Source organism: Streptomyces sp. NPDC001292 (assembly GCF_042896465.1).
In the GTDB taxonomy this organism is placed as follows: Bacteria; Actinomycetota; Actinomycetes; order Streptomycetales; family Streptomycetaceae; genus Streptomyces.
Map to the genome: position 1 here is coordinate 1 of NZ_JBIAXG010000067.1, position 13,308 is coordinate 13,308.

The following is a 13,308-nucleotide window of genomic DNA, read 5'->3' on the forward strand; positions in this document are numbered from 1 at the left end:
GCAGGTCGGGACCCCGGGCCCGCCGCCCGACCGCAATCAATCACACCGATCACGACCGACCGGCCAATTGCCCGTTACTGACCCACGCTCCTAGCCCTGGACGGGGCCCCGTCCGCCGGCTGGGAGCCGCTGCCGGTGCACGACGACGGGGTGCTCGTCTGGGTGCGTCTGGACGACGTCGGCGGTGAAACTGCCACCGTGGCGCCGTTCGTTCCCCGACGGCCCGCCCGGTCCGCCGCGCTGTCGGCCGTCTACGTGGGCGTGGGCGTCTGTGAGCCCGAGGACGTGGTCGCCAACCGGCTGGACCCCTGGCACGGCGCCTGGTTCCACCCGTACTCGTTCGTGGACCTCACCGTGGTCGCGCCGCCGGGCCGGGGGGCCGGGCGTGGCGGCGGGACGGACGGCGGTGGCCGGCGGCCCGGGCTCGAGGAGGGCGACGACGGCTTCACCGTGGACGTGTCCTTCAGGGTGGCGGGGCGGCTGGTGGTGCCCGTGCGGGCGGTGTTCACCGCCCCCGAGCCGCGCACGGTGGTCATGCGCATCACCGAGGGTGAGGGGCGGGGTTCGGTGGTGGAGACCCACGCCACGCCGCTGGGCCCGGACGCGTGGGGCCGACCTCGTACCGCCGTCGTGGAGGCGGTGGTGGCCCTCTCCGATCGCCCGGGATTCGCCCTGGCCCGCCGGGCGGCGCCGCTGCTGCGGCCGCTGATGCGGGCGGCGGCGGGGCGGTTGTGGCGGGACGACCTCGCCTACGCGGAGCGCCGCTGGGCACTGCGTTCCACGGGCCGCTTCCCCGGCTGACCGCCACGCACGTCCGCCTGCCGGGCCCGTCACGCCGACGTCCGGCGTCGCCGCCCGTGCTCGAGCCGGTGCGGCTGAGGCCTGGGCCGGTAGGCCCTGTCGCCGCGTTCCCGCCTGCCGCGCGACGCCTGGCACGCCCACCGCCAAGCTCTTCGGGCACGACGGGACCCAGGGCCTTTCGTTTGGATCAGACCGGATCGGGGAGCGGGGTCTGGTGCTGGGGGCGCCTCCCACGCCCTTCAGGCAGTGGGGGAGCATCGCGAGGCGGAGGAGGTCGGCAGGGCGGAGCCCCGCCGACCGACGACAACACGGCTGGGGATCCCCCACTGCTCGAAGAGCTTGTGGGAGCGGTGTCAGACCCCCGCGAGCCCGGCGTGATCCAAACGAAGGATCCTAGGACCCGGACGCGTGCTCGGGCGGGGCAGGGCGGCCGGCGCGGCTGCCGGCCGGGCTGGCGGAGCGGCCGTCGCCGAGCAGGGTCTGCTGGGCGTGCGGGACCACGTGGATGAGCCGCAGGACGCCCCACAGGATCAGCCCGGCACCGATCAGCTCCGGCAGGAGCCACCAGCCCGTTCGTACCTGTTCGCCGAAGAGCGTGACGCCCAGCAGCAGGCTCACCGTGGCGTCGCCGATCGTCAGCGCCGGCTGGGAGGCGGCCAGCGAGCCGGCCTGGAGGGCGTTCTCCAGCAGCAACAGGGCGCCGATCCCGGTGAGGGCGAAACCGTACGTCTGCCAGGTGGTCAGGAAGGCCGCGAAGCCGGAGGCGTCAAGGGTGCCGGACGCCGACTTCAGCAGGGCGGCGGTCAGGGCGTTGCCGATGGCGGCGGCCGCGGCCAGCACGGCGGCGCGGAACAGGGCGGGGCGTCCCGGCCGGGCGAGGACCACCGCCGCCGCCATCGCCCCCAGACACACCGTCAGGGCCGGGATCCACCCCATCATCGACGCCTGGTCCCGGGCCCCGGAGGGGGCGGCCGAGACCAGGACCAGCGTGAGACCGCCGACCATGCCCGCCACCCCCCACCAGCCCGCGCGGGGCAGCCTGCGGTGCATCAAGGGGGCGGCGATGAGCAGGGCGAACGGCAGTTCCAGGATGAACAGGGGCTGCACGAGCGCCATCGGCCCGTTCACCAGCGCGAGAGCCTGGAACAGGGCGGCCCCCATCACCCCGCCGATGCCCGCCAGCCAGGCGGGGCGGCGCGCCAGGGCGAGCAGCAGGCGCAGGCCGCCGCCGCGCTCGACGGTGGAGGCCGCCTTGCGCTGGAAGGCCGTGCCCATGGCGTTGCTGGCGGCCCCCATGACGGCGAAGCACGCGGCCAACCCGATCACAGGTCCACCATGCCCGACCGGCGCCGTGCCGTCCTGCCGTCACGCAGGGCCATAAATCGACTTTATGGACCCATAGGCCGGACCAGCGTACCAACTTAGGTTTGCCTTAATTTAGGGTTGCCGACGAGTCGACCATCCTCGCTCGAAGGGAACCTGATCATGCCCCGCCCCCTGCGGGTAGCCATCGTCGGAGCCGGCCCCGCCGGGATCTACGCCGCCGACGCCCTCCTCAAGTCCGACGTGGCCACCGAACCGGGCGTGTCCATCGACCTCTTCGAGCGCATGCCGGCCCCGTTCGGCCTGATCCGCTACGGAGTCGCCCCCGACCACCCCCGTATCAAGGGCATCGTCACGGCCCTCCACCAGGTGCTCGACAAGCCGCAGATCCGGCTCTTCGGCAACGTCGACTACCCGGGCGACATCAGCCTGGACGACCTGCGCGCGTTCTACGACGCCGTGATCTTCTCCACCGGCGCGACGGCCGACCGGGCGCTGCCCATACCCGGCATCGAGCTCGACGGCTCGTACGGCGCCGCGGACTTCGTCTCCTGGTACGACGGACACCCGGACGTGCCGCGCACCTGGCCGCTGACGGCGGAGAAGGTCGCCGTGCTCGGAGTCGGCAACGTCGCCCTGGACGTGGCCCGCATCCTGGCCAAGACGGCAGACGAGCTGCTGCCGACCGAGATCCCGCCGAACGTGCACGAGGGCCTGAAGGCCAACAAGGCGGTGGAGATCCACGTGTTCGGCCGCCGGGGTCCGGCGCAGGCGAAGTTCAGCCCGCTGGAGCTGCGGGAGCTGGACCACTCCCCCTCGATCGAGGTCATCGTCGACCCCGAGGACATCGACTACGACGAGGGCTCCATCGCGACCCGGCGTGGCAACAAGCAGGCCGACATGGTCGCCAAGACGCTGGAGAACTGGGCGATCCGCGACGTCGGCAACCGGCCGCACAAGCTGTTCCTGCACTTCTTCGAGTCCCCGGCCGAGATCCTCGGCGAGGACGGCGAGGTCGTCGGCCTGCGCACCGAGCGCACCGCGCTCGACGGCACCGGCAACGTCAAGGGCACCGGCACCTTCAAGGACTGGGACGTCACGGCCGTCTACCGCGCCGTGGGCTACCTCTCCGACAAGCTGCCCAAGCTGCCCTGGGACCTGGAGTCGGGCACGGTCCCGGACGAGGGCGGCCGGATCATCGCCGGGTCCGGCCGGCACGTGCAGTCCCTGTACGTCACCGGGTGGATCCGGCGCGGCCCCGTGGGTCTCATCGGCCACACCAAGGGCGACGCCAACGAGACGGTCGCCAACCTGCTGGACGACTTCGCGAACGGGCGCCTGCACACGCCGGCCGCGCCCGCCCCGGAGGCCGTCGACGCCTTCCTCGCCGAGCGGAACGTCCGCTTCACCACATGGGAGGGCTGGTACCGCCTGGACGCCGCCGAGAAGGCCCTGGGCGAGCCGCAGGGCCGCGAGCGCGTGAAGATCGTCGAACGCGAGGACATGCTCCGCGCGAGCGGCGCGTAGTCCGGCGCGCCCCTGCCGGGCAGGCACCGCCCGGCGGACGGCGAGCCCGGTGTGGAGCCCCAGGCGGAACGAGCCGTGCCCTGTCAGGGCACGGCTCGTTCGGCTGCGCGGGAAGCGGGTGCGCGGACGCGCACCGCTCCGCCGGGGTCGCCCTAGCTGCACACGTTTCCGGCGGTGGGGCTGAGCATTCCGATCAGGTTGACCGAGTTGCCGCACGGGGTGAGACCGAGGTGGAGGGGAACCTGGATGACGTTGCCGGAGAGCAGCCCGGCGTTGTTGGCGGCGGTACCGGTCGCGCCGGAGTCGGCTGCGGCGGTTCCCGCGCACGTCATCAGGGCCGCACCAGCCAGGGCGGCGGCAGCCGTCATTCTGATCCTCATGGAGAACTCCTGTCGCTCGAAGAACACGGGCGTTCCCACGGTGAGGGTCCCGGGCGCCGCTGAACAGCGTTCCACCGCCGAATGCAGTAGAACTGTCAGCCTCACAGGGCGTGACATGGTCCGAACGGGGAAAGCGGCACGGGTAACGCCTCGCAGGGAGAGGTCGCGGACCGTGGCCGGACGGCCGGGGCCCTGCGGTGTCGGCCCTGCCGGAGTTCCCGGGCTCCGGCGCCCGCGTCAACGCCGCGCCGCCCCCGCCGGGGACTCACGGTGGACGTCGCCGACCGGCCGGCCGGGGCCCGCCGGACCACCGCGCAGACGGGCTGACCACGGAGAACGCCCGGCCACGGTACACGCCCGGCCGCGCGGGAACGGCGCCGCCGCCACGGCGGGACGGGCGCCGACCCCGCGCGACCGGGCATGATCCGGCTTGGCGATACTGAACGCACACGCCGTTCCCACTCCCAGATTGGCTCATGTCGAACTCTCCCACCCCCCGCCCCGCGACCCCGCCCACGGTGTGGCCGGCCCGCGGCCGCCACACCGGGCCCGCCGCGGAGGACGTCGTACGGCGCCACCTGAAGCAGCTCAAGGCCGACGGCGTCATCCACGACCACCTCGAACCGGAGGACACCGGTCCCGGCGGCGAGAAGGTCTTCGAGGCCCGTTGGCTGGCGCCCGGCGAGGTGACCGTACGGGCCCGGCTCGCCCTCGCGCCCCTCGCCGGCTCCGGTTACGGTCAGGGGCGCGAGTGGGTGCTGATGGCCGAGGCGGAGCAGCCCTGGGACCCGAGGTGGCCCTCCCCCGCGACCATGTTCTGGCCGCAGGGGCCCGACGCCGGCCCGCAGCACGAGGCCGTCACCGGTCTGCCGCTCGGGGAGGTCACGCCCCTCCCGGACGACGACAAGGAACTCAGGCGGGTCCTGCGGCACGCGGCCCGGGACACCTGGACGCTGCACGTCGTCGTCCACGAGGCCATGACGCCCGGCGAGCGCGGCCGGGCGGCGGTGGTGCGGCTGCTGCCCGAGGGCCTGCGGCACCGGGTGGTGGAGCACCGGGCGGCGCCGCACCGGTTCCGGGCGGTGAACTGGGTGCTGGACGACTTCGGCGTCCGGGTGCCCCGCGGCGGCGCCGTGGTCCTGCCCGGCAGTCCCGCGCCACCCGGCTACGACGTGGCGGACTTCGCGGTGCGCAGCGTCTTCCTCGACGGCACGGAACCCACCGAACTCATCGACGCCGTCAACCGTTTCGCCGCGCTGCCCAGGCCGCTGCCGAGCGGCGCCGACCGGGCCCTCACCGCGCTGCGCGAGGAGTGGCAGCTGCTGACGCTCGAGGAAGAACTCGCCCGGGCGCACGAGCTCGTCACGATGTACTCCGAGGCCCTGGAGTCGATGACGAAGTCCCGGGATCTGTACAAGGAGGCCGCCGAACGCGCCCACGAAGCCCTCGCCGTGTACCGGGAGGCGGAGGCCGAGGGCATGCTGCCCGCCAGGAAGCAGGCCCGTACGGCCTCCGGGTCCCCCTTCCAGCAACTGGCGCGCGGCCTGGAGCGCCTGAAGGGCACCGCCCTGTCGCTGCGCCCGGGCACCACGCCGGATCGGCGGCCGAAGGCCGGTGCGGCCTCCGACGACGGTGGCGCATCTCCGGCCGGCGGGGACGCCGGCACGTCCCCGCCGGCCGGAGGCCCGGAGCCGAGGACCGGGGACTGAGCCCGGTCCGCGGTGGTACGGATGCCCGGCGCCGCCGGGTGCCGCGGACCGGACACGCGGTCCGCTCGGCAGCACGTCCGGGGGGCCGCCCGGACGCGCCGCGGCGGGGCGGCTCCCTCGCGGGCGGAGCCGTCCGTCGGGCGACGGGCGTTCGCTTCCGAACGAGCCGTTCCCGGCACCGGGCAAGCGGCTCACGGGGCCGGTGGGTTGACGGTCCGTGAGCCCAGTCCGGTCGGCCGGGGCGGCGGGTGCCGTTCGGCGGCCTGCACCATCAGCAGCAGCGAGAGCGCTGCCAGACTGGCCAGCGACGCGCACACCGCGGTGAGTCCGGCGCTCAGCGGCGGTGCCACCGTGATCGCCAGGGCGCGGGAGACCTGCGCCGGGACGAACCTGCCTTCGACGTAGCCGACTCCGGCCAGCACCGCCGGGACGACCGCTCCCGCCACCAGGGCCACCACGCCGGCGCGCAGGGCCAGCAACAGGGCCAGCAGCCCGCACAGCCCCGACACGGTGAGGGCGAGGAAACAGACGAACAGGGGCACGCCCTGCCAGCGCAGCGGGAAATAGGCCACGCCGCACACCGCGAGGGCCGCCGCGGCGATCCAGCCGGGCCAGAAAGCGGGCCGTCCGGCCCGCTCGCCCACGGCCTCGAGTTCCGCGGCCGCGCCCGGCGTCGCACCCGGCTCGTCGTGCCGCTCCTGCGCCAGCCGCCCGATCAGCTCCACGAGGTCCTCGACCGTGCGGCCGGCGGCGGCCGCACGGATCGCCGCCCGGCCGCAGTGCGGCAGTTGCGGTGGCCGGTGCAGCAGCGCCACCAGTCGGGTGACGTCCTCCACGCAGCGGCCGCCGACCGCAGCGCGGATCGTGTCGTCGGCGCTGTCGGCGGGCCGCGGCGGCCGGGTCAGCTCGGCGACCAGACGGGCGACGTCCTCCACCGGCCGGTTCAGGGCGACCGCGCGCAGGGCGTGCCGGACGGCCTCGGCGTGCTCGGGCGATTCCTCCAGCAGAATGACGAGCCGGAGGATCTCCTCCAGAGGCCGGTCGTCGACCGCGGCCCGGACGAGGCCGCCGACCGGATCACCGGCCGCGCCCTCGCCGCCTCCCACCATGCCGCCGGGCGGCCCGGACCAGTGGATCTCGTCGGTGAATTCGATGACGGCCTGGTTCGACTGGGATGGTGATGAGCGGGTGGTCATGCTGGGCTCCATGGCAGGGATGCGGCCGCCCTTGCGCCCCCGAAGCGCGACACGCCTTTTACCCCGCCATTACAAGGGCGGCGCCGCCCGACGCGCCACCGGGACGACGCAGCGGGGTGACATCCGGTCATGGAAGGGCGGCAACCTGGGCATCCGACAAGGAGAGGGGCCGGTCAGCGGCACGACGAGGAAGGGCACGAACCGTGGACTCCACCGCGAAGGTGCTGCTCATGACCGCCGTCATCGCTGCCGTCGCGCTGGCCCTGGCCGCCGTGCTGGCCATGGCCGTCGTGCTGCTCAGGCGTCTGGTGCGCACCCGGCGGGAACTGCGCCGCGCCGGCCTTCCGACAGGGCCGCGCTGGGTCTTCTGGGGTGCCGTCCTCTATCTCGTCCTGCCCACGGATCTGTTGCCGGACCCGGTGTACCTCGACGACATCGGCGTCCTGCTCCTGGCGCTGCGTTCGCTGCACGCCGCCGGCGGTGACCGGCTGCCCACCCCGGCACGGCGAACCGGACTTTTCGGGCGTCGGGGGCAGCCGGAGGCCAAGGACTACGCTCCGTAAGGAAACCATTCACTCGTTCGATTCGTATAAGTCTCGGGAACCCGAAACGAAGTCAGCGCGCCAAGCGACGCCACAAGCAGCAACACCGCTTGGTCGCGGCTGCACCGACAGGGGAGAGACGATGCAACCGTTCGCGCTCAACTACGCTCGTCCGGCAGTGGAACGGGACGCCGCCACGCCGTACGCCTACGACTCCGGGCTGCAGTTGAACGTTCTCATGGACGGACGGATCGCCGCATCCGACCACGCGCTGCTGAGAGAGCTGGGCACCACGACCTCCACGGCGGGCTCCAAGACGCACTTCGACGACTGAGCACGGCCGAGGAGATGACCGTACTGATCCTCACCGGCGAGGAGGACGTGACGGCGGACATGGTGGTGATGCGCCTGAACGCCACCTCGACTCCGGTGGTCCGACTGGATCCGGCCGATCTGACCGCGGGCGCCGCCCTGTCGGGCGAGTGGGTCCACGGGTCCTTCAGCGGCCATCTGTCGGCGGGCGGGCGGCTGGTGAGCGTGAGCCGACTGCGCTCGGTCTGGGTGCGCAGACCCGGAGTTCCCGCGGCCCGGGCGACCAGGCCGTCCGCGTGGCTGACCGAGGAGGCCGCTCAGGCCCTGTACGGAATGCTGCGCGGCTGCGGAGCCCGCTGGATGAACCATCCGGACGCGGCCGAGCGTGCCCGGCACAAGCCCTGGCAGCTGCGGCTCGCCCAGCGCAGCGGACTGCCGGTGCCGGCCACGCTCGTCACCACGTTCCCGCAGGCCGCCCGCGAGTTCGCCGAGCGCTTCCCGGACCTGGTGGTCAAGCCGGTCTCCGGCGCTCATCCGCAGGAGCCGCCGAGGGCGGTGCCGACCAGCCGGGTCGCCCCGGACGCGGACTTCGGCGCGGTGGCCTACGGCCCGACCCTGCTGCAACGCAGGATCGCCAAGCGCGCAGACATCCGGCTGACCGTGGTCGGCGACACGCTGCTGGCCGCCCGCAAGGCGACCCCGGCGGACGCCGACCCGGAGGAGGTGGATGTCCGGTTCGCCACGTCCGGGACGCCGTGGCGGGCGGCCGAGGTCCCGCCGCGTGTGGCAGCGGGGGTGCGCACGTATCTGCGGCAGGCCGAACTGGCCTACGGTGCTTTCGACTTCGCCGAGGACGCCGACGGCACCTGGTGGTTCCTGGAGTGCAACCAGTCCGGCCAGTTCGGGTTCGTCGAGGTGGAGACCGGCCAGCCGATCGCCCGCACCATCGCCGAGTGGCTGGCCCGCCCCGCCCCGCGGGCACGCGAGCACGCCAACGGCAGGCGTAGCACGGCTACTTGACGGAACGCCGCGCCAGGAGGCACCGTGCGTCCGGCGCTCGGTCAGACCGCCAGGGACAGGGCGCCGTCCCCGTCGGCGTCGGTGCTCACGTCCGCGTCCGCTGCTCGCCCCCGGGCGAGCAGCAGGGCGTCCGCCTTGCCGATGGCCTCGTGGATGCCGGTGGCCCCCATCATGACGCACAAGGTGTAGCTGACGTCCTCCAACTCCCGGGCCGTCTCCGCCCGCTCCCTCTCCGCCTGAGCGATCTTCAGCGATGCGTACCGAGTCAGCAACGTCCTGACGACCTTCGGGTCCGGAACCAGCACGGAGCGCCCCTCTCTCGATTTTTGCTCCGTACGCCCGCGGCACGCCGTGCCATGCACGGCGACCGGCTCGCGGGCATGTTTGACCGAATTCAGTCGATTTCCGGTGGCACGGCCACCGCTCGCCACCGGGGCACCGCCGGCGCTACCGGCCGCGGTCCCCGGACCCGCGCCGCGTAGCGGCGCGGCGCTCCCCTGCGGTCATGCCGCCCCAGACACCGTCGTACTCGCTGTTGCGCAGGGCCCAGGCCCGGCACTCGCGCAGCACGGGACATCGGCGGCACACCGCGCGGGCCTGTTCTATCTGACGCAGGGACGGACCGCTTTCCCCGAGCGGGAAGAACAACTCGGGGTCCTCGAAGCGGCACGCCCCGCGCTCGCGCCAGTTCTCGATCGTTCGGACAACGCTCACCGGGACCTCCGCTGAACACTCGGCCGCACATTTTCCGGGCAGCTCCCGTCTGCGGCAGCAGGGCGCCGCACGACCCGGCAGAGGTATCCGCAATATAGGTGTTTTTCGGCCCCACGGCCACGATTGGGTGAGCGCCACGCAGGAGCCGCACAGGAGAACACCCTGCCATGGACGCCTCGGAGCGGACGGCCTGCGGCCACGGGCCCACTCGACGAGTGATTCTTCGCGCTGGTGGCCGAATCCGTGCAGGGAGTACGGGCGGTCAGGGCCCTGCGGAGGTCCCGGGACCCGGGCTCACTCGGAGAGCGCGTCGGCGAGTTCCGCGGTGGCCTCGGCGATCTCGCGGTCGCGGTCGGCCAGCAGCGCCGGCAGCGCGCCGCGCCGGGCGCGCACGGCCTGCCGCGCGCTGCGCTCCCACACCACCGGGTTCTCGCGGTGATTGAGCAGCTTGGGGTAGACCGCGGCGACGCTCTCCCACTGCCGGGCGCCGGCGATGCTCCTCAGCAGCTGGATGATCTGCGGACGGCAGGTCACGCGCGGGAGCTGGGCGAGCTCCCACAAGAAGGGGACCGTGGCGGCGGTGGCCTGTTCCACCACGAAGCCGTACTGGCAGATTCGTCCGCGCAGATCGTCCAGCGCGGCGCGGGCGGTCCGGGCGTCGCCCGAGGCCACCTTGTGGAGCAACAGGGGGATGGCGGCCGCGGAGCCGGTGGAGTCCCTGATGTCGCTCCAGGGCACCTGCCCCAGGGCCGACAGCGGGGTCGCGCGGTGGGTGCGCTGGCTGGGCTGCTCCGTCGGTACGGTGCGCATGGCGTCGTCCTTTCCGGCGGCGGTCGTATGGGGGAGCGGCGGTTCAGCGGGGCGGACGCGTCGACAGCCTCACCCAGACCGACTTGCCCGCCGGTGGTCTCGGGCTCCAGCCCCACTCCTCGGCCAGGGCGTCCACGATGCGCAGCCCCCGGCCGTGCTCCAGCAGGCTGAAGCCCGCCGGAGTGCGGCGTATGTGCCGTCCGGCGCAGGGGTCGGAGACGGTGATGATCAACTGTGCGGCGTCGACGGCGAGTCCGAGCCACACGGCCGTGTCGCCGGGCGGGGCGTACGGCACCGCGTGCGTCGCCGCGTTGGCGGCGAGCTCGGTGACGATGACGGCCGCGTCGTCCGCACGGTGGTCGAGCGACCACCTGTCCAAGGTCTCGCGCGTGAAGGCGCGAGCCCGGGCGAATCCCTCCCGGCCGCAGTCGATCCGCAGCGCTGCGGCCGCGAGCGCGCCGGGGGTCCCCTCCGCCCACGGCGCGATCACGGCGGCCGCGCTCGGCACTTCGAGCTCTCGACTCACTGGTGAGGGCACGGCATCTCCCTGATGCGACGTCACCGAACAGCGTCCACAGAGGGTTGACGCCCCGGCTATTATCCACGCTGACAGCGTCCACATGCAATTGCACGCGAAATTTCTCGTGAAAGTGCGTGCGGACGTGCGAACGTGAACAGCAAGGAGACCGCGGTGCCACCAGTGCGGAACGGAGTGCGGGCCAGTTCGCTGGACGCCCGCTGGATCAAGAGCCGGCACAGCAACGCCGAAGGCAACTGCGTGGAAGTCGCCACTCTGGTCGGCGGTGACATCGCGGTGCGCAACTCCCGTGACCCCGACGGTCCCGCGCTGGTCTACACCCCCGCTGAGGTGGCCGCGTTCCTGGCCGGTGCCAAAGAGGGCGAGTTCGACCATCTGCTGTGAAGCGGAGGGAACTTGCCGACTTCCCCCGGCGAGCGCCCTCCGCAGTCGGACGGTGGGGTACGGTGACTTCTCAAGTCTGCCGGTCCACTGGGAGTCAGGATGTCCGCCGAGCCACATCGCATCTCCCGCCTCGAACCCTATCTGGACCGGCCCGAGCCGGCGCCGACTCTGCTGAAGATGCTGGTCGGCGTCCAGTTGGCGGGCTTCCGTGAGGACGCCGGCCTGTCCCAGGAGCAGTCGGCGCGCGAACTCGGGTTCAGCGCCGCGAAGCTCTCGCGCATCGAGTCGGGCAAGGGACGCCGCCCCCCGGCCGAGGGCGACGTCCGCGCCCTGCTGAAGCTGTACGGCACCGACGAGTACGAGTCCTCGGTCCTGCTGAGGCTGCTGCGGCGGGCGGGCGAGCCCGGCTGGTGGCAGCGCTACGACAAACGGCTGATGCCCGAATGGTTCGACCGGCTGGTCGGCCTCCAGGAGGCGGCCGCCGCGATCCGCACCTTCGAGATCCAGTACGTGCCCGGTCTGCTCCAGACCGCGGCGTACACCCGGGCGGTGGTGGAGCGGGGTCTGCCGACCGCCTCGGCGAGCGAGGTGCAGCGGCGCGTCGAACTGCGCATGCGGCGGGCCCAGTTGCTGCTGCGGCAGGACGCGCCCCAGTTGTGGGCTGTCATCGACGAATCGGTACTGCTGCGCGTTCTGGGCAGCCGCGAGGTCATGCGCGAGCAGCTCGACCACCTCGTCACCATGGCGCAGCGCCCCAACGTGACCGTGCAGATCGTGCCGTTGGACGTGACGAACGCGTCCGCGCCCGCCATCCCGATCACGTATCTCCGGTTCGGCGGCCTGGACCTGCCCGACGTCGTCTACCTCGAGCACATCAGAAGCGCCAACTTCCTCGAGGACCGCGACGAGACGGAGGAGTACCGGATCGCCCTGGACCGGCTGGCCGACGAGGCGCTCACCCCGCAGGAGTCCATGGCAGTGCTGCGCAAGACGGCCAACGACCGTTACGCGTCGGCCTCCTAAGGCGAGCGAACGCCCCGTCCAGAACCCGGAACCCGGGACTGGACGGGGCGTCGTCGTTCGTGTCCGTGTCGCCGTACGGCCTGATCCGCTAGCGGATCAGGCCTATGCCGCCGAACTCCACCCACTCGTGGGTGAGCTGACGGGGTGCCACCTCGGTGTTCGGCCGCCAGGTGGACACTTCCACCAGGCCCGGCTCGAGAAGCTCCAGGCCCTCGAACCACTCGGCGACGTCCTTCTCCTGGCGCACCCGGCCCCAGTGGCCCTGCGTGACCTTGTCCATGAAGTCGGTGACGAAGGCCCGCACCTCGGGGTCCTCGCTGACCAGCTGGCACATGAGCATGAGACTGCCGGGCGCGAGCCGTTCCCGCACGCGCCGCACCACGGCGAGCGGACCGTCGGTGTCACTGTCCGGGATGCAGTGGAACACCGAGTTGAACAGCACGGCCACCGGCTGGGAGAAGTCGATCAGGCGCTGGGTCTCGGGGTGCGAGAAGATCTCGTCGGTCTGCCGCAAGTCGGCGTGTATGACCGCGGTGCGCTCGTCCTGCTGCAACAGGGCCCGGCCGTGGACCAGCACCATCGGGTCGTTGTCGACGTAGACCACGTGCGACTCGGGGTCGACGCGCTGGGCGACCTGGTGGACGTTGTCCTGGGTGGGCAGGCCGGAGCCGTGGTCGAGGAACTGCCGGATCCCGTGGTCCTCGGCGAGCGTGCGGACGGCCCGTTGCAGGAAGCGCCTGTTGTTCAGGGCGAGCCGGCGGGTGCTGGGGACGACCTTGTCGAGTTCCTCGCACGCGGACCGGTCGGCCGCGTAGTTGTCCTTGCCACCCAGGTAGTGGTCGTACATACGCGCAGCCGTCGGCACGTTCTCATCGATCTTCGTGGACAGCTGGTTCTCCGCAGGCATCAGTTCCCCAGATTCGCCGATTCCACCGCGCCAACTGGGCCGGTCCGACTGAGAGTACATCCTAGGGAAGCCGCGTCTTCCCGAACCAGCCCACGAACGAACGACGGTCCGTGACGGCATCA

General features: G+C 72.5%; 15 protein-coding genes and 1 pseudogene. 8 read left to right on the forward strand and 8 right to left on the reverse strand.

What is annotated here, in order from left to right; genetic code table 11:
- Positions 1-90: 90 nt before the first annotated feature.
- A pseudogene (locus tag ACFY4A_RS38850) lies at positions 91-801 on the forward strand (DUF5914 domain-containing protein); the annotation flags it as partial.
- Positions 802-1,194: 393 nt separating this feature from the next.
- On the opposite strand, the gene ACFY4A_RS38855 reads toward ACFY4A_RS38850, so the two are convergent.
- Positions 1,195-2,127: a DMT family transporter gene (locus ACFY4A_RS38855; RefSeq protein ID WP_390834039.1), complete on the reverse strand. Its 933-nt coding sequence runs from the start codon at positions 2,125-2,127 to the stop codon at positions 1,195-1,197.
- A 159-nt stretch (positions 2,128-2,286) separates the two neighbouring features.
- Between ACFY4A_RS38855 and ACFY4A_RS38860 the strand changes: the two genes are divergently transcribed.
- Entirely contained in the window at positions 2,287-3,651 is a 1,365-nt protein-coding gene (locus ACFY4A_RS38860; protein WP_390834040.1) for an FAD-dependent oxidoreductase, read from the forward strand.
- A 152-nt stretch (positions 3,652-3,803) separates the two neighbouring features.
- Here ACFY4A_RS38860 and ACFY4A_RS38865 read toward each other — a convergent pair whose 3' ends face one another.
- Positions 3,804-4,031 (reverse strand): chaplin, encoded by a 228-nt coding sequence (locus ACFY4A_RS38865; protein WP_390834041.1) that lies wholly within the window; start codon positions 4,029-4,031, stop codon positions 3,804-3,806.
- Between the two features lie 476 nt (positions 4,032-4,507).
- On the opposite strand from ACFY4A_RS38865, the gene ACFY4A_RS38870 reads away from it, so the two are divergent.
- Entirely contained in the window at positions 4,508-5,740 is a 1,233-nt protein-coding gene (locus ACFY4A_RS38870; RefSeq protein ID WP_390834042.1) for a hypothetical protein, read from the forward strand.
- A 191-nt stretch (positions 5,741-5,931) separates the two neighbouring features.
- Here the strand turns inward: ACFY4A_RS38870 and ACFY4A_RS38875 are convergent, their stop codons facing one another.
- A complete protein-coding gene (locus tag ACFY4A_RS38875; protein WP_390834043.1) occupies positions 5,932-6,936 on the reverse strand; it encodes a hypothetical protein in 1,005 nt (334 codons plus the stop codon).
- 230 nt (positions 6,937-7,166) lie between these two features.
- On the opposite strand from ACFY4A_RS38875, the gene ACFY4A_RS38880 reads away from it, so the two are divergent.
- The 3 genes from ACFY4A_RS38880 (at position 7,167) to tgmB (ending at position 8,810) form a co-directional block, all read left to right on the forward strand.
- Positions 7,167-7,499: a DUF1232 domain-containing protein gene (locus tag ACFY4A_RS38880; protein WP_390834073.1), complete on the forward strand. Its 333-nt coding sequence runs from the start codon at positions 7,167-7,169 to the stop codon at positions 7,497-7,499.
- Positions 7,500-7,620: 121 nt separating this feature from the next.
- Positions 7,621-7,812 carry a putative ATP-grasp-modified RiPP gene (tgmA, locus tag ACFY4A_RS38885; RefSeq protein WP_141364557.1) on the forward strand — a complete coding sequence of 64 codons (192 nt, stop codon included), beginning with the start codon at positions 7,621-7,623 and terminating at the stop codon, positions 7,810-7,812.
- Positions 7,813-7,826: 14 nt separating this feature from the next.
- Complete coding sequence (gene tgmB / locus ACFY4A_RS38890) at positions 7,827-8,810, forward strand: ATP-grasp ribosomal peptide maturase (protein WP_390834044.1); 984 nt, start codon at positions 7,827-7,829, stop codon at positions 8,808-8,810.
- A 41-nt stretch (positions 8,811-8,851) separates the two neighbouring features.
- On the opposite strand, the gene ACFY4A_RS38895 is transcribed toward tgmB, so the two are convergent.
- The 4 genes from ACFY4A_RS38895 to ACFY4A_RS38910 all read right to left on the reverse strand — a co-directional run bounded on the left by ACFY4A_RS38895 (position 8,852) and on the right by ACFY4A_RS38910 (position 10,872).
- Positions 8,852-9,115 carry a DUF5133 domain-containing protein gene (locus tag ACFY4A_RS38895; RefSeq protein ID WP_390834045.1) on the reverse strand — a complete coding sequence of 88 codons (264 nt, stop codon included), beginning with the start codon at positions 9,113-9,115 and terminating at the stop codon, positions 8,852-8,854.
- A 142-nt stretch (positions 9,116-9,257) separates the two neighbouring features.
- Positions 9,258-9,506 carry a WhiB family transcriptional regulator gene (locus ACFY4A_RS38900; RefSeq protein ID WP_390834074.1) on the reverse strand — a complete coding sequence of 83 codons (249 nt, stop codon included), beginning with the start codon at positions 9,504-9,506 and terminating at the stop codon, positions 9,258-9,260.
- Positions 9,507-9,818: 312 nt separating this feature from the next.
- Positions 9,819-10,334, reverse strand: coding sequence for a hypothetical protein (locus ACFY4A_RS38905; protein WP_390834046.1), 516 nt, complete (start codon positions 10,332-10,334; stop codon positions 9,819-9,821).
- Positions 10,335-10,377: 43 nt separating this feature from the next.
- Positions 10,378-10,872, reverse strand: a complete 495-nt coding sequence (locus tag ACFY4A_RS38910; RefSeq protein WP_390834047.1) for an ATP-binding protein — start codon at positions 10,870-10,872, stop codon at positions 10,378-10,380.
- 153 nt (positions 10,873-11,025) lie between these two features.
- Between ACFY4A_RS38910 and ACFY4A_RS38915 the strand changes: the two genes are divergently transcribed.
- Both ACFY4A_RS38915 and ACFY4A_RS38920 read left to right on the forward strand, forming a co-directional pair.
- Positions 11,026-11,256, forward strand: a complete 231-nt coding sequence (locus tag ACFY4A_RS38915; protein WP_390834048.1) for a DUF397 domain-containing protein — start codon at positions 11,026-11,028, stop codon at positions 11,254-11,256.
- Positions 11,257-11,355: 99 nt separating this feature from the next.
- A complete protein-coding gene (locus ACFY4A_RS38920) occupies positions 11,356-12,279 on the forward strand; it encodes a helix-turn-helix domain-containing protein (RefSeq protein WP_390834049.1) in 924 nt (307 codons plus the stop codon).
- 88 nt (positions 12,280-12,367) lie between these two features.
- On the opposite strand, the gene ACFY4A_RS38925 is transcribed toward ACFY4A_RS38920, so the two are convergent.
- Complete coding sequence (locus ACFY4A_RS38925) at positions 12,368-13,186, reverse strand: SAM-dependent methyltransferase (RefSeq protein WP_390834050.1); 819 nt, start codon at positions 13,184-13,186, stop codon at positions 12,368-12,370.
- Positions 13,187-13,308: the final 122 nt, after the last annotated feature.